The following is a 25,639-nucleotide window of genomic DNA, read 5'->3' as shown; positions in this document are numbered from 1 at the left end:
CCATTCTTCGCCCGCCGGGCGTTGACCAGTCGCACGACCACGTTCTCCCGCGCCGTTCCCACTTTGGCGGTGCCGGATACGGACGCCTTGGTGTCCGACGCGACCCATGTCCTATGTCTCGACGATCACCGCACGCTCAAGGCCGACGCGCGCCAGCGGGCATGCCAGGCGAACGGGATGACGGGATGCGATCATGGGGAGGGTGAGCGACTGCACCTTCTGCAAGATCGTGGCCGGTCGGTTGCCGTCTCATCGTGTCCTCGAGGATGAGCACGCCCTGGCGTTCCTGGATATCAGACCTGCCTCTCCGGGACACACGCTGGTGGTTCCGCGTGTGCATGCGCGTGACGTGTGGGAGATCTCCGAGTTCTCTCACGGCAAGGTCGCCGATATGGTGCATCGAGTCGCCGCTCTGCTGAAGACGGCCGTTGCCCCCGACGGCGTGAACGTGAAGCACAACGCGGGTGAGGCCGCCGGCCAGGATGTCCTCCACTACCACGTCCATGTGGTTCCGCGCTGGCATGGCGACGGCCTGCGTCTGACGTGGAACTCCTCGCCGGCCTCGGCCCGTGAACTGGAGAAGGTCTTGGAGCGGGTCGCCGCGGTTCGCTGACAGTTTTTTTCAAGCCCGCTGTTGGCCATCGCCGCGGAGATCGGAGGTGGTGTCGATGGGACGAGGCGATCTGCGTGCTGGACGGGGAACTGGAAGCGACGTCGGCCGGAATCGGCTGTCATCCTGTGTCACCGCGCCTCGGCCTACGTCCCACCGTCATGACGCGGCCGGTGCGGCCCCGCGGGACGTCAGAGCCGCCTGCACGATGTGGATCGCCTCGCCCGCGTCGATGCCGACGCTGGCGACCACGGCCGCGTAGTCGGCGGCGGCCCTGCGGACCCGCTCCCGGCCCTCCTCGCCGGCGGCCGACACGTACGAGCCCGCCCGCCCGCGCGTCTCGATCAACCCCGCCTCCTCCAGCTCCCGGTAGGCCCGGCCGACCGTGTTGACGGCCAGGCCGAGGTCGGCCGCGAGGTGACGGATGGTCGGCAGCCGGGCGCCCACGGCCAGCGTGCGGTCCTGGATCTGCCGGGCGAGCTGGACTCGTAGCTGTTCGAACGGCGGCACCGGCGAGGCCGCGTCGATGACGATCATCGGTCGCTCATGGCCCGCCGGGCCACCGTCGCGCTCGACGGCGCCCTCTTGTGGAGCGCCACGAACGCGGCCAGGCCCAGGATCAGGTAGGCGACCGAAGCGGCGCCCCACCAGCCGGGCGCGGTGCCGAAGAGCAGCACTATGGGCAGTGCCCACTGCACGTTCGGCGTGGTGAGGAGGCGGGCGTCCTCGACGCGCATGATGACATCGGCGGTCAGCGACTCCTCGTCCTCCGCCACGACCGGATGCCTGAGCAGGTGGCGTAGCTGCAGGACGAGGATGGCGGTCGCACCGAACAGGCCGATCAGCAGGACGACGGCCAGCCGCCGCACGGTGGGGTCGGGAACGGCCAGGGCGCTTCCGGCCAGCACCATCGCACCGGCGAACGTGGCGACCGCGAAGACGGCGTACGGCTGGCCGAGCACGGCCCGCCAGCCTGGCTGGATCAGATGGGCGGCCCTGCGGGACAGCGTCGCGCCCGCCCGCTGGTCGACGCGGCGCACCCACCGGTCGAGCAGCGACTGCGCCAGCAGCAGTCCGGCCACGACGACGGTCAGGGCCGGCAGTTGCAGCGGGCGCTGCGGCTGGACGCCGCCGAAGGTGGAGCTGGCGAGCGCGCTCGTGATGATCAGCATTCCCAGGATGACGTGAGCGGCGAGGCGGGCTCGTCTCCGGATGGCCAGCCGGCTGGCCAGCAGCGGGGTGGGGCGGGCTCCGGCCAGGTCGTGCCGGGCCAGCCACTCGCCTGCCAGTCGCAGGTCGGCCGCACGCGCCGGCGAACCGGCGTCCGGTGATGGTTCACGAGACATGGCGCCTCCCTTTGTCGCAAGCTTTGTAGCAACATGGTGCGTCATACCTTGCGACAAAGTCAACGCGCCGCCGTCCCGTGTTCGAACCTCCGATTCCCAGTGCAAGCCTTGACCATACTACGTTCAAAGAAGTATAGTCACTGTCGCATTCAAGATCACCAACCGAAAGGATATTCGTGCGCACACGCAAACTCGCGACTCTCTCCGCCCCCGGCCAGTGCATCGACGTCGCCGCGACGGTTCCGGACTATGTGACCCGCGAGGTCGACAACGTGCACTGCGGCTGACCCTCTTGTGACTGGACCGGGTGCCCTCCAGCGGGCACCGAAGATCACGCGCGTTTCAGGTGCCCCATCGCAGGTCCGGCCGACCCACCCGTTGCCGGAGATCTTCCACCGCTTCGTCCGGAGTGGACCCGCCGCCGACCCTGCCCGCGTGGTCGGCGAAGAACCGACCACGCCGCTCGAGTGTCCAGGAAGCATCGGGTGTGACTGTCTCGTCGGGATCCATGAGCACGGCAACCCACTCGCCGGGAATCGATCCGTCCGAGTGGCGGGCGCCGAGAACCGTCACCCATTCCCGGGGGGCCGCATCGCTCTTCGCATACTCCTTAATGACGTAGCGTGCGCCGACGTGATCGCGGATGCGACCGATAATCTCGTCCCGCCGATCGTGCATCCAGGCCGGAGTCGCCTCCGGCCAGTATTCTGCGGACGGCACGTAGACGGCGTAAGGCTTGACGCCCCAGGCGCAGTCGAAGGTGTAGCCGGCGCCCTCTTCCCGATAGACGATTCGCTCTTTCCATTCTTCGCTGATCGCATAATCCACCGAGCCAGGGTATCAACGCGGTCGCTATCGCTCGAAGATCACACGGGCGTCCATGGTGACCGGATCGATCCTGATTATCTTGGTGACGTTGGGGTTGCTCTTGAGCGCGGGAAACTCCGTGCTCTCCCATACGTTGCCAGGGCGCAGGCTTGCTCCGAGAACCACTCTGACCTCCCCGGAGGCATTTCGGGCATAATCAAGGGACACCTTCGTCCACGCGTCCTCCACATGATTCTTGAGGATGTCCCACGCCTTCTCGTCGGGGTCCCACCCCGCCGCAACGGGATCCCACTTCGCCTGCGGAATTCCGCGGCTGTCCATGAGGGATTCGAGCGTGGTGCCGCCCAGGCTCCTCGCGATGTCAGCGGCCTTTTCAGGTCCTGCCGACAGGTACTCGCCAGGTTTCGTCTCGGTGCGGCCGGACCAGAAGAAGGCAGTGCTCCTGTTGGTGGAGTAGTTGCCGGCGACCATTGCCCGGACGTCCCTGAGGACGGCAAGTTGCTTGATCCGGCTCAGCTCTGTCTGAACGTCCCAGACCGCGTTCGAGTTCGTTCTGGCAGCCGTGTAGGCGTTCTTGAGCGCCCGGAAGCCGACGCTGAGCAGCTTGCCGATCCCGGCGGCGACCAGAGATTCGATGGCGATCGCGCCAAGGTTGAGCAGCGTTTTGGCCAGCGATTGGTCACCCTTGATATAGCGGTAAACTTCGATGCCCACTTCGCCGATGGTGAGCAGGGCGCCGGCCACTCGGCCGCAGATCTTGTTGACGGCACAGTGGACGGCCGCCTGCAAGACCGCGGGCGACAGCCCCACGGCGTAGGTGATGGCTCCGTAATTGAACGCCTGGTAGGTGACAATGAGCCGCTGCATTCCCTCGAACTTGGGGTCCAAGGTGGAGTTGATGCAGTTCTGGTGATCCTGGCTGCCCTGCGGATAAACGACCTCACAGAAGGCGGAGTTGATGTATGCCCGGGTGGCCAGCTCCTCCGGGTCCGCATAAACGTTGTTGGCGCAGTTGAGCGCCCATTCACCTTCGGAGTCGCCTAGTATCGCCTCCCAATCGTCGACGCCTCCGGTGGTGTAATCATTGACGCATTTGCTCATCTCGACGCCGTAAGCGAACTCGTAAGCCTCGAATGCCTCCTGGGCCGCCGCGGAAGCGGCCTCGGCATCGACGCCGGCGCTGATGGCCGACTTGTAGGCGGCGTGGGCCGCATGGTTGGCCCTGATGGCGGCGCTGACCGCGGTCCGGTGGGAAGCGATCGCCCAGCTCGCCGACCGGATGGCGCTGCGAGCCGAGGTTGTGGCCCGGGTGGCCGCCTGGCGGGCGGTCCTGACCGCGGCCGCCGCCTTGTCCACCGAGGCGGCGGCCTGGCCGGCGTAGTCGCGGGCCTGCTGGGCATGGTCGGCGGCCCGCTCCGCCGCGTCGATCGCCTGCTCGGCGTAGGATGCGGCCTCCGCGGCGTCGTCGCGGGCGCGGGCGGCCACGGCCTGCGCTTCCAGCGCACTCTGCACGGCCGTCTCGGCGACCTCGTTGATCTTCTTGAGCAGACCGGCGACCACAGCGAGGTGGATCGCGCTTTCGTAGTCCCGCTCCGCCGCAGTGAACTGGCCGGTGCCGAGGAACTGCCGCAGGCCCGGAGCGGGCCCGTCCAGGGCGATCTGCGCGGCGGCCTTCACCTCCGGCCCGCTGTCCGGGCTGGCCTGGATCTGGTTGACCAGCACCCGTTCACCGATGACCGCCGCGGTGTACTGGCCGGTGTCGAGGAAGTCCCGCAACGCCGGCAGCGTGTCGGTGTCGAGGGCTTGCTGTGCCCGCTGCGCCAGCACGACATCGCCGGCCGCCCTGGCAGCCGACAGGATCTGGTTGACCTTCGTCCGGTCCGCGCTGTAGCGACCGGGATAGTTCTGCGTACGCAGGAAGGTCGCGACCGTCTGGTCGCTGCCGGTCAGCGCGGTCTTGGCCGCCGTCGCCAGAGCGGAGTTCTCGGACGCCGCCAGGTTCGTCACCGCGAGGCGGTTGTCCTGTGCCGCGGCGTCGGCGACGCCGGTGCGGACGAACTCCAGCACGAGGCGGTCCGCGCCGCCCAGCGCGGCCAGCGCCGCCTGTTTGGTCCAGGCGCCCTGGCCGCCGGCCAGGTTGAGCGCGACCCTGCGGGCCGCCGCCACCGCGGCGGCAGGCTCGGTGGCCGGGTCCTGCGCCACGGCGATGAGCCGGTTGGTCTCGGCATCGCGTCTGGCGGCCTGGTCGGCGTCCCAGTCGGCGAGGCGTTGCTGCGCCTCGTACACGGTGTTGGCGGCCCGGACGGTCTCCAACCCCTCATCCCGGGCCACCGCCAGGCGCTCGGCGTCGGCGACGCGGGCGGCCTCGAACACCCCGGCTGCCTGGCCCGCGGTCTCCACTGCGTGCTCCGCGGCCGTGGTGGCGTTCGTGGCATGCAGGGTGGCCCGTTCCGCCGCCCCCGCGGCCTCGCCGGCGTGCTCCGCGGCGTCAAGGGCCGCGACCGCCGCTGCCTCGGCGTTGGCTGCCGCCTTGATGGCGGCGCGCTGCGCGTTGTACGCGGCAAGGATGGCCACCCCGAGATATTCCTCGGCGGCCCGCGCCGCCCGGACGGCCCGCTCGGCGTTGGCCCGCGCCTTCGCCGCCGCGGCGACCGCCTCCTGGGCGTCCGCGCCTGCCGCGTTGGCGTACCGGACCGCCTCGTCATTGGCGACCGCTGCCGCCAGAGCATGCTCGGCCGCGGCCTTGGCGGATGCGATGGCACCGTTGCCGGACTCGATCGCCTTGGCCGCCAATCCTGCCTGGGCCGCGAAGTCGCGCGTCTGCTGGGCGATCGCGTTGGCTTCCTGCGCCGCGCGCCGTGCGTGATCCGCCTTCCCGGCGTTCATGGCCGCCTCGCCGGCCTGCCGATAGGCCTCGGCGGCCTTCTGACTGGCCTTCGACGCCATCTGCGCCGCCCGTGCCGCCGCAGTGGCGGCGGCTCGTGCCGCCCGGTTGGCCGCCGCCGCGGCCTGAACGGCCACCTGCGCCGCCTCGGCCGCCTTCTGCGCCGCGGTCGCCGCCCGCTTGGCCTGCGCCTTCGCTTCAGCCGCGTTGTCGCGCGCGGCCTCGGTCGCCTTGGCGGCCTCCGCCGCGGACCGGCGCGCCGCGGCTGCGGCGTCCCTGGCGCGGTCGGCCTCGCCAGTGGCGTTGGCGGTCTCCTGCGCCGCCAGCGCGCCGGCCGCCTGCGCCTGGCCGAGCAGTTCTTCCAGCGTCGCGGTTTCCTCGTCCCGCGCCGACGCCACCGCCCAGCCATAGGCGAGGAACGCCTCCAGCGCCTCCGGCGTGCCCTCGTCCAGCGCCTTCTGGCCCGCGGCGCGGACCTGCGGGCCACCGGTCGCCCTGGCCTGGTTGATCCGCAACCGCTGGTCGGTGTTCCACTGCGTCTGCCAGCCGGACTCCAGGAAGTCCCGCAGCGCCTGAGTGTCTCCGGAATCAAGCACGGCCTGCGCCGCCTGCTTGACCTGATCGCCGCCGGCGCTCATCAACTGGTTCACCGACACCCGCGCGTCGATGTCCGACGGCCCCTGCCATCCGGTGTTCAGGAACGTGGTGATCGCGCTCTGATCACCTGCCGCGTCGGCGTCCAGGGCGGCCTGAGCCTTCGCGCGCAGCGCGGGACCACCGTTGCTGATGACGTTCGCGAGGTTGTCCCGCTGGTCGAGATGCTGGGCCTGGCGCCATCCTTCGGCCAGGAACGCGCTGACCTGCTCGTCCGGGCCCAGCAGCGCCGTCTCAGCCGCTAATCGGACCTGCGGGCCGCCCTCCTGCCAGGCCACCACCACATGGGAGCGATCAGCGGCGACCGACTGCTCGGCATGTGCCGGCGTCATCCGCAGCAGGTTGGCCAGCAGAGTCAGGACCACGAGTACCGCGATCATCGCCTGCCGACGCACCGCACCTGGGGGCGCTTGTCCCTTCATGACCGGTATCCACGCACGCACTTTCAGCCTCCGTCACCGCTCGAGCCTTCGCACATCCGGGAGCGCTGAAGAGGTGAAGCCGACCACCGTCCATTCAGCATTGCGGAGTGTCACACGCCGCTCGAATACCGGGCAACCCCAGGTGCGGGCGGACATACCGCCGACATACCGGGCCTCTCTAGCCTCGTTTCGTACCCACAGATTGAACGGGTCGGGGGAGCTACCGGAGGTTTGTGATCGTGAGTTCTCCACCGCGCTGGGCGACGCTGGGCGTCGTCGCAGCGTTGGCAGCATCCTTGTCCGTGGCCGTCGGGCCGGCGCCGGCCGGCGCATCCGCGATCTCGCCTCCGTCGCTGGTGGACGACGGCGTCCATCCTTACCCCGGTGCGGCGGAGATCCTGGCGGCTCAGAACGTCAGGCTGATCTCCGGAGACGGCCACATCCTGCTGGCCGACTGCGCCACACCGGCACAGGGTGACATCGGCCTGCTGAAGGTCTGGACGACCGACGAGGCCATCGGCGCCGACGGAATCGGCCGGGTCTGCTTCCAGGTGACCTCGTCCGGCGGCGTACTGAACCTCGAAGTTCCGGGCGTGTTCGAGATCCGCGGCGACGGCCAGCGTGAGGGCACCGGTCACCAGGTGACCGCACGGCTGCGCAGTGACGACGGCGAGCAGCTCACCGTCGACGTGGATCCGGACGGCAGCACTCAGGTGGGCCTGGGCGCGGACCCGGACGCGTCGCCGACCATGCTGCTGCAACTACGTGCCGGCACCGGCCTCGCGCCGGGCACCGGCGAGCACCCGGCGGTCGGCAAGCTCGCCACCGTCGGCCGCGAGTGCACCGCGACGCTGGTCGCACCACGCTGGGCGCTCGGCGCCGCGAGCTGCCTGGCCCCCGATCCGAACCAGCCCCAGTTGGCGGAAGGCGCGCCGGTCGGCGCGACCTATGTCGCGTTCCCCGGAAAGGCCGCCACCAAGGTCGACTGGCTGAGCCCGCGTCCCGGCCGCGACGTGGTCCTCGCCCGGCTGGCCGCCCCGATCGAAGGGATCACCCCGATCCCGCCGGCCACCGCCGCTCCCACCGGCGTCGAGCTGTCCGCCGTCGGCCACAGCCGCACCGCCGTGACGGCCACGGACTGGACCAGCGACCGGCAGCAGAGCGCGCGGATCACCTTCACCGCCGCCACCCCGACGACGCTGACCGCCGCGGCCGGTCCGCTCGTGTGCAGCGGGATGGCCGGTGCGCCCGTCCTCAACGGCGGCAAGCTCGCCGCCGTACTCAGCCAGGCGGGCCAGGCCGGCTGCCCCGACACCGCCGGGAACGGCGGCGCCCTCACCGCCGCCCGCGCTGACGATCTCGCGACCTGGGTCAACGCCATCACCACCACCACGGCGGACCACACCTGGCCCCTGGCCGACCTGCCTCCGACAGCCACTCCGGGCACCGCCGTCACCGCCGGCACCGACAGCGCCTTCACCGGAACCGGCCTCCCGTTGACCGCCACCGCCGGCGTGACCTGGAAGACCGGCGACACCTTCAGCCCGGCCGTCGAACTCAACGGCACCACCGGAACCCTTTCGGCCGGTGGCCCCGCCGTCGTCACCGACGCCGACTTCAGCCTCAGCGCCTGGGCCAAACCCGCCGCCGGTGGCACCGTTCTGTCCCAGGACGGCGTCAACACCGCCGGCTTCAAACTCTGGGCCGAGAACGGAGCCTGGCGCTTCGCCATGAGCCGATCCGACGTGGCCGGTCCCGTCTGGGACACCGCCACCGCACCCGCGGGCAGCGCTCCGGCGGGTGTCTGGTCCCAGGTCGCCGTGACCTACAAGGCCGCCACCGGCGTCGTGATCCTCTGGGTCAACGGACGGAACGTCGCCAGCGTGAGGCACACGGTCAAGTGGAAAGCCGCCGGCGCACTGCGCGCAGGCGCGCACAAGACCGGCGCCGCCAGCCTCGGCGGCCACTTCAAGGGCGTCCTGTCCACTCTCCAGACCTGGAACCGGCTCTCGCTCACGCCCGCGCCGAACGATCACGACTTCGACGGGGACGGCCGTAACGACGTCATCATCACCGACGGAGCCGGTGACCTGTGGATGTATCCGAACCAGGGCGGCTCGGGACTGACCACCGTCAGCGTCGGTAACCGGGTCAAGATCGGCAGCGGGTGGGGCTCCCTGAAATGGGTCGTCACCGACTGGGACGCCGACGGCCTGGCCGACGTCGTCATGAAGGGCTCCGACGGCGTTCTGTGGATGTATCCCAACCGGAGCGGACAACTGGTCTCCGGCGCCAGGCAGCAGATCGGCACCGGCTGGGCCAACTACGTCCACGCCGCAGGCAACGCCAACGGCACGCCGCGCGCCGACCTGTTCGGCATCAACACCGGCAACGGCTCGCTGTACTACTACCCCGACGGGGGCGGCAAGACCGAGATCGGCAACAGCGGCTGGGCCGGCTACCGCATCCTCCCCGCCGATTTCAGCGGCGATGACCGCGCCGATGTCATGGCCATCGACGCCTCAGGCGACCTGTGGTTCTACGCCAACACGAGCCAGAGCGGTGTCACCCTTGCCGGCCGCACCCAGTCCGGCACCGGCTGGAGCAACTTCAAGGTCGCGGCCATGGATCTGAGCGGTGACTGCAAGACCGACCTGGTCGCCCTCGACGCCAGCGGCGATCTTTGGGTCTATCCCGGCAACGGCAACGGTCGCTTCGCCGGCCGCTCCCAGATCGGGGCCGGCTGGACGATCAACGCCATCGGCTGACACGCCGGAGTGTCCCGGCGGAAGGTCCGTACGCCTGCCCTCTGACCCCTGCGGTTTCACCACCAGCCGAAGGCGGCCCAGGTCAGGGCGGGCGCCACGATGACCGAGATCAGGCCATAGACGAGCAACTGGCGGAACAGGCGGGGTCTGGCCGAGGGTTCGGCGGCGCCGAGGATGAGGCCGCCGGTGATGCCGAGCGGGTTGAGGTCGACCAGCACCGAGGCCAGGGCCAGGGCGAGGACACCGCCGACCGGGGAGACGCCGGCCGCCACCAGCGGCGGCAGGAGGGGCAGGACGGTCGCGAACACCGCGATGGAACTGGCGGCGAAGGAGGTGATGCCGGCGACGTAGCACAGCACCAGCAGGCTGAGCATCGGTGCGCCCGCCACCCCGAGAAGCTCGCTGATCTGCTTGAACGCGCCCAGGTGTTGCATCAGGCCCACGTAGGTCAGCAGGCCGCCGATCAGCAGGACCACGCTCCACGGGATCCTGGACACGATCGCGCCGAGCGGCAGCCGGAAGGCCAGTTGCAGGATCAGGGCCGCGGTCAGGCCAAGATAGCCGACGTTCAGGTCGAAGCCGACGGACAGGACGACGACGGCGGCCATGCACAGCAGCGTGAAGGCGCGCGCTCCCGGGCGATGCGCCCCTGCCGCGACCGCGGGGCCGGAGCCGCCGCCGCCCGGCACGGTGCTGCCGGACGCGGGCTCCGGCGCAGTGGTGCCGGACGCGAGGTCCGCTGCGGCGCCGCCCGCCGTGGTGGTGCCGGGCTCGGGTGCGGTGACGGCGGCCGGGGCGGCGGCCGGGGTGGAGGTGCGGCCGCGGGGGATGCCGCCGTTCAACCTGCCGACCGCCAGGCAGCCCGCGCACACGACCAGCCCGGCGAGCAGCCCACCGGCCAGGAAGGTCACCGGGGCCGACCCCGGCAGGCCGAGGCCGAGCTTGGTGCTCAGCTCGCGGGCGGTGACGCCGTAGACGGCGAGCGGCGAGAGCAGCCCGCTGATGATGCCGGTGACGCCCAGGACGGCGGCGATCATCGGGGAGATCCGGTACCGGGCGGCGAAGCCGAGGGCGATGGGGGAGACGATGGCGGTCGCGGCCGCGGGCAGGGTGCCGGCCGCGGTGAGCACGGCGCCGATGGCGAACGGCGCCAGGGCGATCAGGACGAGCCGGCCGCCGGCCAGCCGCAGCAGCAGGTCGAGTAACCAGTCGAGGGTCCCGTTGAGCTGGGCGACGGCGAACAGGGCCGTCACCCCGACGATGAGCACGAAGAAGTCGGCCGGGAAGAACGCCGTCACGTCGTTCGCCGGGACGCCGGCGGCGAGCCCGAGCAGGAACGCCGCCGCCAGGGCGCCGAGGCCGAGGTCGAAGCCGGGGATCAGGGTCGCCGCGAGCAGGGCGGCCAGCACGATGATGGACAGCGTTGCCATGGTCATGAGCACGCTCTTTCCGGGTCAGACCACTCCTCGGTGGCGCAGGTCATGGATCTCCGGCTCGGCGAGCCCGGCGAGGTCCCGCAGTACTTCGGCGGTGTGCTCGCCGAGGGCCGGCGCGGCGCCGCCGATCGTGGCGTCGAACCCGGAGAAGCGGCCGGCCGGAGCCTGCATGAGCCGCGGGCGGCCGGTCCTCGCGTCCGGCACCTCCACCACCGAGCCGCGGGCGCGGATGTGCGGGTCGGCGCAGATGTCGGCCGCCGAGTTCACCGGCCCGGCGGCCACTCCGGCGTCGTGGAGCAGCGACATCAGCGGTTCGAGGTCGTGTGCCGCGACGAAGGCGGCGACCCGCGCCTCGATCTCCTCGCGGTGCTCCAGCCGGGCGGTCATGGAGTCGTGGACGGCGAGGTCACCGGCGTCCATCACCTTGACCAGGCGGCGCCACATCTGTTCGGTGGAGGCGGGCAGGGCCAGCCAGCGGCCGTCGCGGGTGCGGTAGAGGTCGTTGGGGCTGATGTGCGGGTTGCGGTTGCCCTGGCGCTCGCGGGTCTCGCCGGAGGCTCCGTACTCGACGATGAAGTCCTCCATCATCCGCAGCAACGGCTCGTAGAGGGGGATGTCGGCCAACTGGGCCTGCCCGGTGAGGTCTCGCTGGCGCAGCGCGAGCATGGCCGCGAAGGCGGCGTAGATGCCGGTGACACCGTCGGCCACGGGATAGCCGGCGAACACCGGCGGCCCTTCAGGGGTGCCGGTGCGGTGGGTCAGGCCCGCGAAGGCCTCCGCGACGCGGGCGAAGCCGGGGCGGTCGGCGTAGGGGCCGGTCCGGCCGAACGCGCTCACCTGGACCATCACCAGATCCGGCCGGTACGCCCGCAGGTCGTCGAAGTCGATGCGGAACCGGCGCAACGTCGCCGGGCGGAAATTGGTCACCACGATGTCCACGGCCGCGGCCAGCCGGCCGACCAGTGGGGCCGCCTCGGCGTGGTGCAGGTCGATGGTGACGCTCCGCTTGCCGCGGCCGATCATCGACCAGGCGGCCGACTCGCCGTCCTCCAGCGGCGGGTAGTGGCGCGCCGGATCCCCCGTGACGGGATGCTCGACCTTGATCACCTCGGCGCCGAACTCGCCGAGCAGCGCGGACGCCAGGGGCCCGGCCAGGATCGTCGACACGTCCAGGACACGCACTCCGCTGAGCGGACGGTCAGACACTTGGTATTCCTTTCACCTCGACATCACCGGCCACGATTCCGCGCCGTCGGAGCGGCGGGAAGATGTGGAAGGAGTTCACAGGTGAAAGGTTCTGCCTTTATGGTGGCGCGGTGCGGGTGGAACGGGCGCGGTACTTTCTGGCCTCGGTCGAGGCGGGGTCGCTGCGTGGGGCGGCGGCCCGGTGCGGTGTCAGCCAGCCCACGATCGGGCAGCAGATCGCGCTGCTGGAGGAGGAGCTCGACGTCGTCCTGCTCACCCGCAGCCGGCACGGTGTGCGGCCGACACCGGCGGGCCAGGCCCTGATCGAGCCGCTGCGCCGACTGGTGGCGGCCGAGGAGGCGGTGCGCGAGTCGGCGATGGAGTCGAGCGGCACGTATCGGGGCCGGGTCCAGATCGGCGGCGTCACGGTGACCGTGGAGACCATCATCGCGCCGGTCGTGGGCCGGTTGCGCCGATCTCATCCCGGGCTGCGGTTCGCGGTGCGCGAGGGGGCCTCGGCCGCCATCGAGGCCGCCGTGCTCGACGGCGAGCTGGACTTCGGGGTGATCACCATGCCGTCGAGCCCGGCCGCGCCGGGGCTGCGCCGGATACCGCTCATCTCCGCCCCCGTCGGTGCGTACGCGCGGACGGACCACCCACTGGCCGGGCGGGACCACATCCAGTGGCGTGACCTCGAGACCTGGCCGATCGTCACCATGCGGCCGGGCACGGTGATGTGGGAGACGCTGCACCGGCGCGTGGCGGCCCCCGACGTCGTCGTGCAGGCCATGTCGGCGCGGACCGTCAAGGTGATGGTCGGCCAAGGTGTCGGGATCGGCGTCCTCGCCCGGTTCGACACCTCGGCCGACATCGCCGACGTGGTCTGGCTTCCCCTGTCCGACGCGGACCCCGTCCAGCTCTGCCTGACGCAGCGTCAGGACAGCCGGCCCTCGCCGTCCGCACTCATCGTCCGGCGGCTCATCCGAGCCAGGGCCGGCGAGCTGGCCGTCAGTTGATGGCGCAGGTGTTGGCCACGTCGCCGGAGGTCTGGCGGGGGATCGTGGCACTGGGCGGGGGCTGCTGCCCGGCCGTCCAGCGTTCGAGGGCTTCGAACGCCGTTCGCATGCAGGGGAGCAGGGGCCGCATCCGGTCAGGGAACATGTCGTATTCGAGGTCGAGGTGGGAGGCGCCCTCGATCCGGTAGTAGCGGTGCCGCGCGGCCAGCCCCTGCGCACGCACCGACGCGGCGTACGCGTCGCCGTGGACCTTGATCGGCAGCAGGGTGTCCAGCGTGCCGTGCACGGTGATCAGCGGCTTGCCGATGCGGCCGGTGTGCGAGGCCCGGCGCACCGCCTGGTGCACGCTCTTCGGGCGCGCGGAGAAGTCGTAGTCGGCGTCACAGTTGGGCGTGCCGCTCTGGCAATAGGGGATGCCCGCGTCCAGGTCGCCGTCGAAGCCCGGGTCGACCTCCTCGCGGTATCTGCGCTGCGTGCCGTCCCAGAGGATGCGGTAGTTGAAGTCCCACAGGAACTCCGAGCCGGGGGCGAAGCCGGCCCGGATCATCGCGGCGTGCGCCTCCGGGTCGCCTGTCGCGGCGTACTTGGGGTACTCGCGCAGCGCCACCGGCAGGTAGGTCAGCGCGTTCGGCCTGTTGTCGGGCGGCCAGAAGGTGCCTTCCGAGTCGACGCCGCCGTCGTACAGCTCGGGGTGGTTCTCCAGCGCCCAGCGCACCAACTGGCCGCCGTTGGAGATGCCCATCGCGTACGTCTTGCGCGGCTTCTTGCCGTAGTGCCCGGCGACGGTCGTCCTGGCGGCGACGGTGACCTGGGTCATCCGCTGGTACCACTCGACGATGGCGTCGCCCGGCCGCCTGCCGTCGTGGTAGAACCGCAGGTCGACGTTGCCCTTGTCGGTCGAGGCGTAGGCGTAGCCCTTGGCCAGCACCCAGTCGGAGATGGTGAAGTCGTTGGCGTACTGGCGGCGGTTCCCCGGCGCCCCGGCGACCACCAGGCCGCCGTTCCATCTCTCGGGGAGCCGGATCACGAACTGGGAGTCGTGGTTCCAGCCGTGGGTGGGGTTGGCGGTGGAGGTGTCCGGGAAGTAGCCGTCGATCTGGATCCCCGGCACGCCGCTCGGGTTGCGGGTGGCCGCCGAGTGCAGTCCCGTCCAGTCGGCTGGATCGGTGTGCCCCGACGCGGACGTGCCGGCGGTGGTCAGATCGTCCAGGCAGGCGGTGACCTGGTGCTGCGCGCCCGGTACGTGGATCTTGCCGATGCGGGCGCAGCGGGCGTCCGCCCGCGCGGCCGAGACCACCGGCGCCGGCGGGATGGCCAGGAATGACGCCAGCAAGGCCGAGAGGACAGCGGATCTGCGAAGAAGAGGGGGCATGTGCGACTCCCATCGGTCAGGCCGTGGTGGACGCCATGGTGATCGACGGTGACGGGCACGGCGACGTATGCGGTCGCCACTGTTCACCGGCGCCCTGTGGATACGACATCCACCGCTTTCCGGCCGAGGAGCCGACAGGCCCGGCCCGGAACGTCATGTGGACGTTCGCTCCCGGATCCGGTGTGCGCCATCGCACATCGGGCCGCCTGAATGTGGAGGCACGTCACCTGGTCCGCCGTCCGGGCCGCCGCCTAGCGTTCACGGTGTCCCGGGTCACCTTGTGATGCGTGAGGAGGGTGCATGGGAGGAAGTCCCCTGGCGGACTCGTACGATGCCGGATCCGTCCCCGTCCTGCGGGCGCGGGGCCTGGTCAGGGAGTTCCGCGGCTTCCGGGCCGTGGACGGCGTCGACCTGGACGTGGCCGAGGGCAGCGTGCACGCTCTGGTAGGACCCAACGGCGCCGGCAAGACCACCCTGTTCAACCTGCTCACGGGCTTCCTGAAGCCGACCGCCGGCAGTGTCGTGATCGACGGCCGCAAGGAGCTGGTCGGGCGCAGCCCCGAGGCGATCAGCCGGCTGGGCCTGGCGCGTTCGTTCCAGATCACCAGCCTGTTCGCCGAGCTGACCCCGCACCAGCACGTGGAGCTGGCGCTGGCGAGCCCGACCGGTCTGGGCTGGCGGTTCTGGCGTTCCGACCGGGCGCTGGCCCGCTTCACCGCCCCCGCCGCGGAACTGCTCGCCCGGGTCGGGCTGGCCGGACACGGTGACGTGCCGGCGGGCTCGCTGTCGTACGGGCGCAAGCGGGCGCTGGAACTGGCGCTCGCCCTGGCGCTGGACCCCAAGGTGCTGCTGCTCGACGAGCCGACGGCCGGGATGGGCGCGGAGGACGTGGACCGCACCATCGAGCTCGTGCGCGCGATCCGCGCGGGCCGCACGGTGGTCATGGTCGAGCACAACATGAACGTGGTCGCCAGCCTCGCCGACCGGGTGACCGTGCTGCAGCACGGCAAGGTGCTGGTCGAGGGGAAGTACGCCGAGATCCGCCGCGACCCCCGCGTCATCACCGCCTACCTGGGGGACTCCGATGTTGCGCGTTGACGGGCTGTCCGCCTGGTACGGCGAGGCGCAGGCGCTGCGCGAGGTGTCGCTGCGGGTCGACGAGGGCGAGATCGTCACGCTGGTCGGCCGCAACGGCGCGGGCAAGACCACGCTGCTGCGCTGCCTGATGGGCCTGCACGGCGCGTACGGCAGGGTCGCGGGCACGATCTCCCTGTCCGACGACGACATCACCGGGCTCCCCCCGCACGCCAGGGCCCGCCGCGGCCTCGGATACGTTCCGGACGACCGCGGCATCTTCGCCACCCTGTCGGTGGAGGAGAACCTCACGCTCGCGCCGGTGGCGAAGGCCGGAACGGGCCCGGAGCCGTGGTCGCTGGAGCGCGTGTACGAGACGTTCCCGCACCTGAGGGAGCGGCGCCGGTCGCCGGGGACGACGCTGTCGGGCGGCGAGCAGCAGATGCTCGTGCTCGCCCGGGTGCTGCGGACGGGCGCCCGGCTGCTGCTGTGCGACGAGCCCACCGAGGGCCTGTCGCCGCTGTTCGTCCAGCGGATCGGCGAGATTCTGCGCGAGGTGCGGGCGGCGGGGACGACGGTGCTGCTGGTCGAGCAGAACGTGCACTTCGCCGCCACCGTCGCCGACCGGCACTACCTGCTCGCCGAGGGGCGAATCGTCGAGTCGCTGGACCGCGACCAGGTACGCGAACGCGAGCACCAGTTGCTCGAATACCTCGGAATCTGACGACCGCCACCCAGTGACAGAACGGCCGAGCGCCCCGGGAACAGAGGAGATGCCGTCATGAGAATCACGGGCTGGAGCGGCGGGCTGGCCGCCGCGGGGCTGCTGCTGGCCGGATGCGGGGGCGGGCCGGGCGGTGGCGGGGGAGCGATCAGTGACGGCGGGGTGGTGCTGGCCGTGCTGAACGACCAGTCGGGCATCTACGCCGACACCTCGGGCCGCAGCACGGTCGAGGCCGTCAAGATGGCGGTGGACGACTACCGGGCCAAGTACGGCGACAAGGCGGTGGCCAAGAAGGTCGAGGTGGTGGCCGCCGACCACCAGAACAAGCCCGAGATCGCCAACTCCAAGGCGCAGGAGCTCTACGACCGCGAGCACGCCGACGTGATCCTGGACGTGCCCACCTCGTCCGCCGCGCTCGCCGTCGCCACCGTCGCCAAGAACAAGAAGAAGGTGTTCATCGACGTCGGCGCCGCCAGCACCGAGCTGGAGGGCAAGGCGTGCAACAAGTACACCTTCCACTACGGCTACAACAGCTACATGCTGGCCCACGGCACCGGCATGGAGGTGACCAGGGGCGGCGCCAAGAACTGGTACATCGTCTACCCCGACTACGCCTTCGGGCAGGACATGAGCAGGACCTTCAGCACGGCGATCCAGGCGGCCGGCGGCGCGGTGGTCGAGGCCGACCCGACCCCGTTCCCCAACGACAACTTCTCCACGTTCCTGCTCAAGGCGCCCGGCCTCGATCCCAAACCGCAGGTGCTCGGCACCATGCACGCCGGCGGTGACCTGGTCAATCTGGTGAAGCAGTACAACGAGTACAAGCTGCGCGACAAGGGCGTGCAGCTCGCGCTCGGGTTGCTGGCGCTCAGCGACATCCACTCGCTCGGGCCCGACGCCCTGGCCGGCACCCGCTACACCACCATGTGGGCCTGGAACTTCGACGAGCAGACCCGGGCCTGGGCCGACAGGTTCCAGGCCAAGACGGGCAAGCGGCCGACCTCCAACATGGCCGCCAACTACTCGGCCGGCCTGCAGTACCTGGAGGCCGTGCAGCGCGCCGGCACCGACAACTCCGACAAGGTGGTCGCGCAGCTCGAAGGCCAGACGATCGAGGACATGTTCGTCCGCAACGGCACCATCCGCGCCCAGGACCATCTGCTGCTGCACGACGCGTACCTGGCGCAGGTCAAGCCGGCGAGCGAGGTCAAGGAGCCGTACGACTACGAGAAGGTTCTCAAGACCATCCCGGCCGATGAGGCGTTCCAGCCGCAGCCCGACCCGGCCTGCAGGCTGTAGGCGGCGGGAATGCTCCAGCAAGCGTTCAACGGGCTGGTGGGCGGGGCGTTCTACGCTCTGCTCGCCCTCGGCCTGGCCGTCATCTTCGGCATGCTCGGCGTGGTCAACCTGGCTCACGGCGCGTTCTACATGCTCGGCGCCTTCGGGGCGTTCATCGCGCTCGACGCGTTCGGCCTGAACTTCTGGGTGGCACTGGCCCTGGTCCCGCTGCTGCTGGGTGCGGCGGGCGCCGTCCTGGAGCGGCTGTTCGTCCGGCGGCTGACGCCGCTCGACCCGCTGTACAACTTCCTGTTCACCTTCGGGCTGGCGCTGATCCTTCAGGACCTGGTGCGGCGGGAGTACGGGGTGAACTCCCAGCCCTACCCCCGGCCGCCCGAGCTGGCCGGCACGGTCGACCTGGGGCTGTTCACCTACCCGGCCTACCAGGTGTTCGTGCTGGCGGTGTCGGCCGTGACGTGCGTCGCGGTGTGGGTGGTGCTCACCCGGACCCGGATCGGGATGATCGTCAGGGCCGCGACCGAGCGGCCCGAACTGACCCGGGCGCTGGGCATCGACGTCGGCCGCTGGGTGACCCCGGTGTTCGGCTTCGGGATCGCGCTGGCCGCGTTCGCCGGGGTGCTGGCCGCGCCGATGCGCGCGGTCAACCCGCTGATGGGCGCCGACCTGATCATCACTGTCTTCGCCGTGGTGGTGATCGGGGGTCTTGGCTCGGTGTTCGGCTCGGTCACCGCCGGGTTCGCCGTGGGGCTGGTGTCGGCGCTGGGCAACCTGTACGTGCCCGCCCTGTCGCAGATCACGGTGTTCATCCTGATGGCCGCCGTGCTGCTGTGGCGCCCGGCCGGGCTGTTCGGACGTGAGGAGGCGTACCGGTGATCTTGTCCAGGCTGGCCCGCTCGGGCCGGGGCGGGATCGTGCTCCTGACGCTCGGGCTCCTCGCCGCCCTCGTGCTGCCGTGGCTGGTCTACCCGCCGGTCGCGCTGGACATCGCCTGCTGGGCGCTGTTCGCCGCGGCGGTGGACCTGCTCCTGGGTTTCACCGGCCTGCTGTCGTTCGGGCACGCCGCGTTCTGGGGCGGGTCGGCGTACTGCACGGGCTTGATCGTGCTGCACGGCGGGATGCCGTTCCCGGTCGCGATCGCCGGCGGCGCGGTGTTCGCGGCGCTGCTGGCGGTGCCGATCGGCCTGCTGTCGGTACGGCTGACCGGGATCTACTTCGCGATGGTCACCCTGGCCTTCGCCCAGATGATCTACTTCGTGGCCAACCAGTGGCGGGACGTCACCGGCGGGGAGAACGGGCTGCAGGGCATTCCCCGCGAGCTGTTCGGCCTCGACCTGTCCGACCCGTTCTTCTTCTACTACGCGGGCCTGCCGTTCGTGCTGGCCGGGCTGTTCGCCGCCTGGCGGATCGTCCGCTCCCCGTTCGGCCGGGTGCTGGTGTCGATCCGGGACAACCCGGCCCGCGCGCGTGCGCTCGGCTACCCCGTCGAGCGCTACCGGCTGCTGGCCTTCGTCCTGTCCGCCGCGCTGTCAGGGACGGCCGGTGGCGTCTTCGCCCTCGGCCACGGCTTCGCCTCGCTCGACGGGCTCTACTGGACCACCTCCGGCCAGGTCGTGATGATGGTCATCCTCGGCGGCATCGGCACACTGTGGGGCGGGGCCATCGGCGCGGGCCTGGTCGTCCAGCTCCAGGACTTCCTGGCGACCGCCGGGTTCGAGGGGATCGGGATCGTCACGGGCTCGATCTTCATCGTGATCGTGCTGCTGTTCCGCCGCGGCATCTGGGGAACGGCCCGCCACCTACCGGCCTCCCGGCGCGCGGCCCGTCCGCCGCTCAGCCCCGCAGACGATGCAGCCGGAGGGCAAGCTGGATCTCCAGAGCACGCTCGGGCTCCTGCCAGTCCTCACCCAGCAGGCGACTGACGCGATGCAGCCGCTGGTGGACGGTGTTGATGTGGACGTGCAGGCGCTCGGCGGTCCTGGACAGGCCGCATCTGCTGCCGAAGTACGTCTCCAGCGTCGTGACCAGGGACGTGCCGCGGCGGGCGTCGTAGTCGAGCACCGGGCCCAGCGTCGAATCCAGGAAACCGCGGGCGTCGCGGTGCGTGCCGATCAGCAGGCCGACGAAGCCGAGCTCGCGGGCGTCGGCGCCGTCGTCCAGCCGGTCGAGGGCCAGCAGCGTGTCGGCGCAGCGCCGCGCCTCCCGGTGCGCGGCGGGGACCCCGGTGAGGTCGCGGATCGGCCCGGCCGCGCCGACGGTCGCGGGCGCCGCCAGCGCCGAGCCCAGCTCCTTGGCGACCCGGCGCGCGGTCTCGCCCGGCCCGTCCCCTGGCAGCAGCAGGACGATCTCCTCGCCGCGAGCCGCCGCCAGCCCGTGTGCCGCCGCCGCGTGCGAGGCCGCCCAGAACGCGGCACGTCCGCGATACCTGGGCGAGGCGTACCGGGCCGACAGCACCACATAAGGGACATCCGCGTCCAGATTCACCCGGCGCATCCGCGCCTCCAGCGCCCCGGATCCGCCCGCCCGGCCGTTCACCCGGCCGTCCAGCAGGTCGTCCAGCAGCTCGCCCTGCACTCGCGCCTCGGCCTCGGCCGCGCTGCACCGCAGCAGCAACAGCAGCGCGGTGACCAGCGCGGCGCGTTCCAGGATGCGCCGGTCGGCGTCGCCGAGCTCCGCGGTGGTGCGTAACACCAGCGTGCCGAGCACCTCGCCAGGGGTCGCGATCGACGTGACCCACAGGTCGCCGTGCCGGGTCGCGCCGCCCCGGGTGCGGACGAAACCGGCGACGGCCATGACGGCGGAGATCTCGTGCTCGGTGAGCGGCACCTGGTCGCCCGACGTGGCCAGGCAACGGCCGTCCGCGTCGAGGACGTGCAGCGTCCCGCCCAGCACCTCGGTGACCACCGCGGCCACGTCACCGGCGTCCCCGCCCCTGACGACCAGGGCGGTCATCCGGTCGTGCGCCTGGGCTGCCCGCTCGACCTCCGCGCTGCGCGCCCGGATCCTCCCGTTGATCGCGTCCAGTTCCTCCAGCGCCGTCTGGGTCTGAGCCAGCAGCCGCGCGTTGTCGACGGCCAGGGCGGCGTGCGCCGCCAGGGAGCCCAGCAGCACCGCCTTCTCCGGGGCGAACGGCCGCTCGCTGCGGTTGGCCGCGTACAGCACGCCGATCACCCGGCTGCCCAGCCGCATCGGCACGCCCAGGATCGACACCAGCGCCTCCTCGGCCACCGCCGCGTCGATGTGGGCACGGTGCCGGAACTGCGGGTCCGCCGCGTAGTGGTCGGTGCTGTACGGCATCGCCGTCTGCGCCACCAGCCCGCCCAGCCCGTCGCCGAGCGGGATCCGCAGCCGCCGGAAGGCCGCCGAGATCGATCCGTCGGTCATTCGCATGCGGGTCTCGCCGCGCTCGTCGTCGTTCAGCGTCACGTACGCGATGTCGGCGTTCAGCAGCCGCCGGGCCCGGCGCACGATCGCCTCCAGGATCGCGTCCAGGTCGTGGAGCGCGGCCAGGTCGCCGGCCAGGTCGAACAGCGCGGTCAGCTCGGCCTCGCGGCCGGCCTGCCGCCGCATGCCGGCGCTCACCCGCAGCGCCGCGAGCTTGGCGGCCTCCAGTTGCGCCAGCGTCTCGGGCGCCGCGCCCGCCGCGCGGGCCGAGACCACCGGCTCCTCGAACTCGACGGGCGTGGCCTCGCGGGCCAGCAGATCGAGGAAGACGTTGCACGATGTGAGGGGTGATTGCACGGTCATCGGCGCATCCGTCCAGGTGCGGCAGGTCGGCGCTCCTGCTGTTCGGGGCGCGGGTACGGCATGGTCACGCATGCGGGCGAGGAACGGCGGGCCGTCCGCATGAGGGGGTGGTCAGGTCCTGCGTCAGGGCATGCAATGGGGGCCTCCAGAGCACAACGGGCAGGGAATCTGATCGGTTCGTGGGGGTTACTAAGCGCATAGTCAGGCTGTGAACGGTCGCTTGTCAACCGGTGACGGGGCCCGGACCGCCGCCCGCCGCGTCCTAGGCCGGGGCGAGCAGCTTCAGCGCGAGGCCGGCGTAGAACTCGCCGAGCTGTTCGGGCGAGTCGGAGCCGTCGAGCCGGTACCAGCGGACCAGGTCGATGCTCAGCGACAACATCGCGCGCGTGACCCGCTTGACGTCGACCTTCGCGAACGCCCCGTCGGCCACCCCGCGCGCGACCGCGCCCCTGAAGTACCCGTTGGTCTGGTGGCGCAGCTCCACGATCTCGCCGTAGTGCTCGGGGGTGAGACCGTTCAGCTCCATCTGGCAGACCCGCGCGGTCACGTGGTGGCGGGCGTGCCACACGGTGTACGCCGAGACGATGGCGCGCAGCCGCTCGGCCGAACCGTCCAGGGCCAGGATGGACGGATCGCGGACGTGCGCCAGGACCCGCTCATGGCCGGCCCGGACGATCTCGAACAGGACCAGTTCCTTCGACGGGAAGTGGACGTAGAGGGCGGCCGGGCTGAGCCCGACGCACTCGGCGATGTCGCGCGTGGTCGTGGCGTGGAATCCGTTCGCGGCGAAGCAGCGTACGGCCGACGACAACAGGCGGCGCTGCACCTCCCCCAGGTCCTCTCTCCACAGATCGGGAGAGTGGTCCCGCAGCCGGGAATCGTCCGCCAGGTCCTGTGCGGTGAATCGGGCCTGCCGTCGGGCCATCCGCGATCCTCGCCCCCTTCGATTCGAGTGCGTGGTCTCGATGCCGCCCGCGCTGCCCACCGGACATGCCGGCCACGCTGAGCGGTGGCCCGCCGCGAGTCTTGGTACTCGCATTCTAGGGCTGACTATGCGCTTAGTCATCGGCCGGGAAGCCAGTACCTTCTCGAAAGTCGCGAGGGTCTTGACAGGCCGTCCAGATCACCCTTTATCGTTGCTCATATGAATAAATCTTCAGATGAGAGTGTATTGGCCATCGACGGCTGTAGCGTCAAGGTGGTCGACGCCGACCGGGTGACCGCCGTGCGTGAGCGGATGCCCGCCACCGAGGACCTGACCGACACCGCGGACGTCTTCGGCCTGCTGTCGGATCTCAACCGGCTGCGACTTCTGGTGGCGCTGCTGGACGGCGAGTTGTGCGTGTGCGACCTCGCGGCGGTCACCGGGCAGAGCGAGTCCGCGGCGTCCCATGCGCTGAGATTGCTGCGTGCCCACCGCATCGTGGCCGCCCGCCGTTCCGGCCGGATGTCGTACTACCGGCTGGCGGACCCGCACGTGCGGATGCTGCTCGACCTGGCGCTCGCGCACACCGAGCACACCGAGGCCATCCACCCCGAGCGCGAGGGGAACGCCTGATGGGCGCCGGGCACGGGCACGGGCACGCGGGCAGCCGGCACCGCTGGCGGCTGGCGGTCTCCTTCGTGCTGATCGGCGCGTTCTTCGTCGTCGAGCTCGCCTACGGTCTCATCTCCGGCTCGCTGGCGCTGCTGTCGGACGCCGGGCACATGGCCGCCGACGTCGTCACCCTCGGCGCGGCGCTGGTCGCCACCCGGATCGCCACCCGCCCCGACACCACCGGCCGGCGCAGCTACGGCTCCTACCGGGCCGAGGTGTTCGCCTCGCTGCTGGCCGTCGTCCTGATGCTCGGCGTCGCCCTGTACGTGGTCATCGAGGCCATCGGCCGCATCGGCGGGCCCGCGGAGGTCTCCTCCGGGCCGATGCTCGTGGTCGGCGCGATCGGCCTGGCGGTCAACCTCGTCGCCCTGCTCCTGCTGCGCTCCGGGGCGAGCGAGAGCCTCAACGTCAAGGGCGCCTACCTGGAGGTCGTCGCCGACACGGCCGGCTCGGTGGGCGTCATCGTCGCGGGCTGGCTGGTGGCCACCACCGGTCAGACGTTCTGGGACACCGTCGTCGCCCTGGCCATCGGCGCCTTCGTCGCCGTACGTGCCGTCTCGCTCGGCCGCCAGGTCTTCGCCGTCCTCGGCCAGCACGTCCCCGAAGACGTCGACGCCACCGCCGTCGCCGCCGACCTGGCCGCCATCAAGGGCGTGAGCGACGTCCACGACCTGCACCTGTGGACGCTCACCTCCGGCATGAACGTGGCCACCGCCCACCTCGTCACCGCCGACCAGAGCGACAACCACGCCGTCCTGGACGAGGCGCGCGACGTCCTCAGCAAGCAGCACCACATCTCCCACGCCACGTTGCAGGTCGAACCGGCCGACCACCGGGGCTGCGACGAACTGGGCTGGTGACCGGGGCGCGCGGCGACGGGCGGACGGAGCAGCACATCGGCGCCCGCGCGGTCGAGGAGACCGGCGGCGGCCACGCCGAACACCGCCGCGATTCAGGCGCCGGCGCCGCCGTCGACCGGCACGATCGCGCCGGTCACCATCGAGGCACGGTCGCTGAGCAGCCACGCGGCCACCTCGGCCACCTCACGGGGCTCGGCCATGCGGCCGAGCGGGCTCGCCGCGTTGATGTGCTCGATGATGCCCGGGGACACCGCCTCCCATGCGTCGATCATCTCCGTGGCGGTGCCGCCGGGGGTGATGCCGTTCACCCGGATGCCCTGACGCCCCCAGGTCGCGGCCGCGGTCTCGGTGATGCTGTTGAGCGCGCGCTTCATGGCGCCGTACGCGGGCAGGGCGGGGTTGGCGCGGCGGCTGCCGATGCTCGAGGTGTTGACGATCGCCCCGCCACCGTTGCGTCGCATGAGTGCGGCCTCGGCGGTCATGGCGGTCCAGTGCGAGCGGAAGTTCACGGCGAATTGCTGGTCGATGTCCTCGTCGCTGGTGTCGTCTAGCGGGCCGGGCCGCTGGATGGTCGCGCCGTTGTTGAAGGCGCCGTCGAGCCGTCCGTGCAGCTCCTCCACGCGGTCGACCGCCGCGCGGACGCTCGCACGGTCGGCGAGGTCCAGGGTGACGGCGTCGGCGACGCCTCCATCGGCGCGGATCTCGGTGACGATCTGCTGGAGGGCGTCCGTGCCGCGGGCGGCGAGCACGACGGCCGCGCCCTCGGCGGCGAAGAGCCGGGCCGCGGCCGCCCCGATGCCGCGGCTGGCGCCGGTGATGAACACCACCTTGCCGGTGAGCAGGCCGATGGGCGCGATGTCGATGTTGTTCGTCATGTCGACCAGTGTCAGGCCGGCCACCAGGCCGGATGCAGGCACAGGCAGTACCAGGATCCGTGGCCGCGCGGCGTGCACACTTGGGGTATGGACAAACAGGAACTCGGGGCGTTCCTCCGCAGCCGTCGCGAGCGGCTGCGGCCGCAGGACGTTGGCCTGCCCTCCGGACCGCGACGCCGGACACCGGGTCTGCGCCGCGAGGAGGTGGCGGTCCTCGCGCACATCTCCACGGAGTACTACGTCCGCCTCGAACAGGGCAGGGCGCCGCGGCCGTCGGGCGAGGTCCTCGCCGGGATCGCCGGCGCGCTGCGGCTCACCGACGCCGAGTCCGACCACCTCCACGTCCTGGCCGGCACTGCGCCGACGCGTACCGGACTGCTCCGGCGCGACGTGCGCCCGAGCATCCTCGCGCTCCTGGAGCGGCTGCCGCAGACGGCCGCCTTCGTGACGTCCGCCACGTTCGAGGTGCTCGCGTGGAACGACCTCGCGGCCGCGCTCATGGAGGACTTCGCCGAGCTCACCCCGAAGGACCGCAATCTCGCGCGCCGGGCATTCCTCGGGCCGGCGCGCGCCGACGCGACCCTGTACGGGGTATCCGACGCCGCCGAGTTCCGGCACCACGTCGTCATGGAGCTCCGATCCACCCTCGCCCGCTACCCGGCGGATCCCGCGGTGACCGGCCTCGTCGACGAGCTCCGCGACGCCAGCCCCGACTTCGCCCGGCTCTGGGAGCGGCACGACGTCCAGGCCGCGCCGGTGCTCACGAAGACCTTCCGCCACCCGGTCGTCGGGGAGGTCACCGTCGACTGCGACTCGCTCACGCTCACGGACCGCGACCAGCGCCTCGTGCTCTACAGCGCTCCGCCGGGATCCCCTGACGCGGAGGCCCTGGCCCTTCTGAACGTGCTGGGCGCCAAGGCCGGCGACTACCTGCGGTGACGTCGC

The 25,639-nt window shown here is 71.2% G+C and carries 21 protein-coding genes; 11 read left to right on the top strand and 10 right to left on the bottom strand.

Annotation, left to right across the window (positions count from 1 at the left end; all coding sequences use genetic code 11):
* Nucleotides 1-202 precede the first annotated feature (202 nt).
* Nucleotides 203-613, top strand: a complete 411-nt coding sequence (locus AB0I15_RS50125) for an HIT family protein (protein ID WP_358113466.1) — start codon at nucleotides 203-205, stop codon at nucleotides 611-613.
* 156 nt (nucleotides 614-769) lie between these two features.
* On the opposite strand, the gene AB0I15_RS50120 is transcribed toward AB0I15_RS50125, so the two are convergent.
* The 4 genes from AB0I15_RS50120 to AB0I15_RS50105 form a co-directional block, all read right to left on the bottom strand.
* The gene (locus AB0I15_RS50120; RefSeq protein WP_358113464.1) at nucleotides 770-1,147 is read right to left on the bottom strand and encodes a GntR family transcriptional regulator; all 378 of its coding nucleotides are present in this window, start codon (nucleotides 1,145-1,147) and stop codon (nucleotides 770-772) included.
* Entirely contained in the window at nucleotides 1,144-1,956 is an 813-nt protein-coding gene (locus tag AB0I15_RS50115) for a hypothetical protein (RefSeq protein ID WP_358113462.1), read from the bottom strand. The genes AB0I15_RS50120 and AB0I15_RS50115 overlap by 4 nt, the downstream gene beginning before the upstream one ends.
* Nucleotides 1,957-2,298: 342 nt before the next feature.
* Nucleotides 2,299-2,784 carry a hypothetical protein gene (locus tag AB0I15_RS50110; RefSeq protein WP_358113460.1) on the bottom strand — a complete coding sequence of 162 codons (486 nt, stop codon included), beginning with the start codon at nucleotides 2,782-2,784 and terminating at the stop codon, nucleotides 2,299-2,301.
* A gap of 24 nt (nucleotides 2,785-2,808) precedes the next feature.
* The gene (locus AB0I15_RS50105; protein ID WP_358113458.1) at nucleotides 2,809-6,744 is read right to left on the bottom strand and encodes a hypothetical protein; all 3,936 of its coding nucleotides are present in this window, start codon (nucleotides 6,742-6,744) and stop codon (nucleotides 2,809-2,811) included.
* A gap of 239 nt (nucleotides 6,745-6,983) precedes the next feature.
* On the opposite strand from AB0I15_RS50105, the gene AB0I15_RS50100 reads away from it, so the two are divergent.
* Nucleotides 6,984-9,512, top strand: coding sequence for an FG-GAP-like repeat-containing protein (locus AB0I15_RS50100; protein WP_358113456.1), 2,529 nt, complete (start codon nucleotides 6,984-6,986; stop codon nucleotides 9,510-9,512).
* Nucleotides 9,513-9,568: 56 nt separating this feature from the next.
* Here the strand turns inward: AB0I15_RS50100 and AB0I15_RS50095 are convergent, their stop codons facing one another.
* Nucleotides 9,569-10,948, bottom strand: coding sequence for an SLC13 family permease (locus AB0I15_RS50095; RefSeq protein WP_358113454.1), 1,380 nt, complete (start codon nucleotides 10,946-10,948; stop codon nucleotides 9,569-9,571).
* Between the two features lie 18 nt (nucleotides 10,949-10,966).
* Nucleotides 10,967-12,154 carry a CoA transferase gene (locus AB0I15_RS50090; RefSeq protein ID WP_358113452.1) on the bottom strand — a complete coding sequence of 396 codons (1,188 nt, stop codon included), beginning with the start codon at nucleotides 12,152-12,154 and terminating at the stop codon, nucleotides 10,967-10,969.
* A gap of 110 nt (nucleotides 12,155-12,264) precedes the next feature.
* Between AB0I15_RS50090 and AB0I15_RS50085 the strand changes: the two genes are divergently transcribed.
* On the top strand, nucleotides 12,265-13,149 hold the full coding sequence (locus tag AB0I15_RS50085; RefSeq protein ID WP_358113450.1) for a LysR family transcriptional regulator: 885 nt from the start codon (nucleotides 12,265-12,267) through the stop codon (nucleotides 13,147-13,149).
* Here the strand turns inward: AB0I15_RS50085 and AB0I15_RS50080 are convergent.
* Entirely contained in the window at nucleotides 13,142-14,482 is a 1,341-nt protein-coding gene (locus AB0I15_RS50080) for a tannase/feruloyl esterase family alpha/beta hydrolase (RefSeq protein ID WP_358113448.1), read from the bottom strand. The two genes, AB0I15_RS50085 and AB0I15_RS50080, sit on opposite strands and share 8 nt — an antisense overlap.
* A 339-nt stretch (nucleotides 14,483-14,821) precedes the next feature.
* On the opposite strand from AB0I15_RS50080, the gene AB0I15_RS50075 reads away from it, so the two are divergent.
* The 5 genes from AB0I15_RS50075 to AB0I15_RS50055 are packed head-to-tail and all read left to right on the top strand — an operon-like array spanning nucleotide 14,822 to nucleotide 19,537.
* A complete protein-coding gene (locus tag AB0I15_RS50075; protein ID WP_358113446.1) occupies nucleotides 14,822-15,619 on the top strand; it encodes an ABC transporter ATP-binding protein in 798 nt (265 codons plus the stop codon).
* On the top strand, nucleotides 15,606-16,319 hold the full coding sequence (locus tag AB0I15_RS50070; protein ID WP_358113444.1) for an ABC transporter ATP-binding protein: 714 nt from the start codon (nucleotides 15,606-15,608) through the stop codon (nucleotides 16,317-16,319). Before AB0I15_RS50075 ends, AB0I15_RS50070 begins: the two co-directional genes overlap by 14 nt.
* 57 nt (nucleotides 16,320-16,376) lie before the next feature.
* Nucleotides 16,377-17,618, top strand: coding sequence for an ABC transporter substrate-binding protein (locus AB0I15_RS50065; protein WP_358113442.1), 1,242 nt, complete (start codon nucleotides 16,377-16,379; stop codon nucleotides 17,616-17,618).
* 9 nt (nucleotides 17,619-17,627) lie between these two features.
* Nucleotides 17,628-18,491, top strand: coding sequence for a branched-chain amino acid ABC transporter permease (locus tag AB0I15_RS50060; RefSeq protein ID WP_358113440.1), 864 nt, complete (start codon nucleotides 17,628-17,630; stop codon nucleotides 18,489-18,491).
* On the top strand, nucleotides 18,488-19,537 hold the full coding sequence (locus tag AB0I15_RS50055; RefSeq protein WP_358113438.1) for a branched-chain amino acid ABC transporter permease: 1,050 nt from the start codon (nucleotides 18,488-18,490) through the stop codon (nucleotides 19,535-19,537). The genes AB0I15_RS50060 and AB0I15_RS50055 overlap by 4 nt, the downstream gene beginning before the upstream one ends.
* Here the strand turns inward: AB0I15_RS50055 and AB0I15_RS50050 are convergent.
* Nucleotides 19,449-21,362, bottom strand: coding sequence for a helix-turn-helix domain-containing protein (locus AB0I15_RS50050; protein ID WP_358113436.1), 1,914 nt, complete (start codon nucleotides 21,360-21,362; stop codon nucleotides 19,449-19,451). The two genes, AB0I15_RS50055 and AB0I15_RS50050, sit on opposite strands and share 89 nt — an antisense overlap.
* 262 nt (nucleotides 21,363-21,624) lie before the next feature.
* Complete coding sequence (locus AB0I15_RS50045) at nucleotides 21,625-22,287, bottom strand: TetR/AcrR family transcriptional regulator (protein WP_358113434.1); 663 nt, start codon at nucleotides 22,285-22,287, stop codon at nucleotides 21,625-21,627.
* A 246-nt stretch (nucleotides 22,288-22,533) separates the two neighbouring features.
* Here AB0I15_RS50045 and AB0I15_RS50040 point away from each other — a divergent pair, with 246 nt between their 5' ends.
* Together AB0I15_RS50040 and AB0I15_RS50035 are read left to right on the top strand one after the other, a co-directional pair.
* A complete protein-coding gene (locus AB0I15_RS50040) occupies nucleotides 22,534-22,920 on the top strand; it encodes a metalloregulator ArsR/SmtB family transcription factor (protein WP_358113432.1) in 387 nt (128 codons plus the stop codon).
* The gene (locus tag AB0I15_RS50035) at nucleotides 22,920-23,819 is read left to right on the top strand and encodes a cation diffusion facilitator family transporter (protein WP_358113430.1); all 900 of its coding nucleotides are present in this window, start codon (nucleotides 22,920-22,922) and stop codon (nucleotides 23,817-23,819) included. Before AB0I15_RS50040 ends, AB0I15_RS50035 begins: the two co-directional genes overlap by 1 nt.
* 92 nt (nucleotides 23,820-23,911) lie before the next feature.
* Here the strand turns inward: AB0I15_RS50035 and AB0I15_RS50030 are convergent, their stop codons facing one another.
* Nucleotides 23,912-24,694 carry an SDR family oxidoreductase gene (locus tag AB0I15_RS50030; RefSeq protein ID WP_358113428.1) on the bottom strand — a complete coding sequence of 261 codons (783 nt, stop codon included), beginning with the start codon at nucleotides 24,692-24,694 and terminating at the stop codon, nucleotides 23,912-23,914.
* 87 nt (nucleotides 24,695-24,781) lie between these two features.
* On the opposite strand from AB0I15_RS50030, the gene AB0I15_RS50025 reads away from it, so the two are divergent.
* The gene (locus AB0I15_RS50025) at nucleotides 24,782-25,633 is read left to right on the top strand and encodes a helix-turn-helix transcriptional regulator (protein ID WP_358113426.1); all 852 of its coding nucleotides are present in this window, start codon (nucleotides 24,782-24,784) and stop codon (nucleotides 25,631-25,633) included.
* The last annotated feature ends 6 nt before the right edge of the window (nucleotides 25,634-25,639 follow it).

This window comes from Nonomuraea sp. NPDC050643 (assembly GCF_040654715.1).
Classification (GTDB): Bacteria; Actinomycetota; Actinomycetes; order Streptosporangiales; family Streptosporangiaceae; genus Nonomuraea.
The sequence above is the reverse complement of the archived record's forward strand: the minus strand, read 5'-3'. Positions and strand labels throughout refer to the sequence as shown.

Excerpts from the sequence above, each read along its gene's own strand:
- AB0I15_RS50120 (WP_358113464.1), bottom strand. The coding sequence starts at position 1,147 with ATGATCGTCATCGACGCGGCCTCGCCGGTGCCGCCGTTCGAACAGCTA.
- AB0I15_RS50065 (WP_358113442.1), top strand. The coding sequence starts at position 16,377 with ATGAGAATCACGGGCTGGAGCGGCGGGCTGGCCGCCGCGGGGCTGCTG.
- AB0I15_RS50070 (WP_358113444.1), top strand. The coding sequence starts at position 15,606 with ATGTTGCGCGTTGACGGGCTGTCCGCCTGGTACGGCGAGGCGCAGGCG.
- AB0I15_RS50060 (WP_358113440.1), top strand. The coding sequence starts at position 17,628 with ATGCTCCAGCAAGCGTTCAACGGGCTGGTGGGCGGGGCGTTCTACGCT.
- AB0I15_RS50025 (WP_358113426.1), top strand. The coding sequence starts at position 24,782 with ATGGACAAACAGGAACTCGGGGCGTTCCTCCGCAGCCGTCGCGAGCGG.
- AB0I15_RS50075 (WP_358113446.1), top strand. The coding sequence starts at position 14,822 with ATGGGAGGAAGTCCCCTGGCGGACTCGTACGATGCCGGATCCGTCCCC.
- AB0I15_RS50035 (WP_358113430.1), top strand. The coding sequence starts at position 22,920 with ATGGGCGCCGGGCACGGGCACGGGCACGCGGGCAGCCGGCACCGCTGG.
- AB0I15_RS50095 (WP_358113454.1), bottom strand. The coding sequence starts at position 10,948 with ATGACCATGGCAACGCTGTCCATCATCGTGCTGGCCGCCCTGCTCGCG.
- AB0I15_RS50045 (WP_358113434.1), bottom strand. The coding sequence starts at position 22,287 with ATGGCCCGACGGCAGGCCCGATTCACCGCACAGGACCTGGCGGACGAT.
- AB0I15_RS50105 (WP_358113458.1), bottom strand. The coding sequence starts at position 6,744 with ATGAAGGGACAAGCGCCCCCAGGTGCGGTGCGTCGGCAGGCGATGATC.
- AB0I15_RS50030 (WP_358113428.1), bottom strand. The coding sequence starts at position 24,694 with ATGACGAACAACATCGACATCGCGCCCATCGGCCTGCTCACCGGCAAG.
- AB0I15_RS50050 (WP_358113436.1), bottom strand. The coding sequence starts at position 21,362 with ATGACCGTGCAATCACCCCTCACATCGTGCAACGTCTTCCTCGATCTG.
- AB0I15_RS50115 (WP_358113462.1), bottom strand. The coding sequence starts at position 1,956 with ATGTCTCGTGAACCATCACCGGACGCCGGTTCGCCGGCGCGTGCGGCC.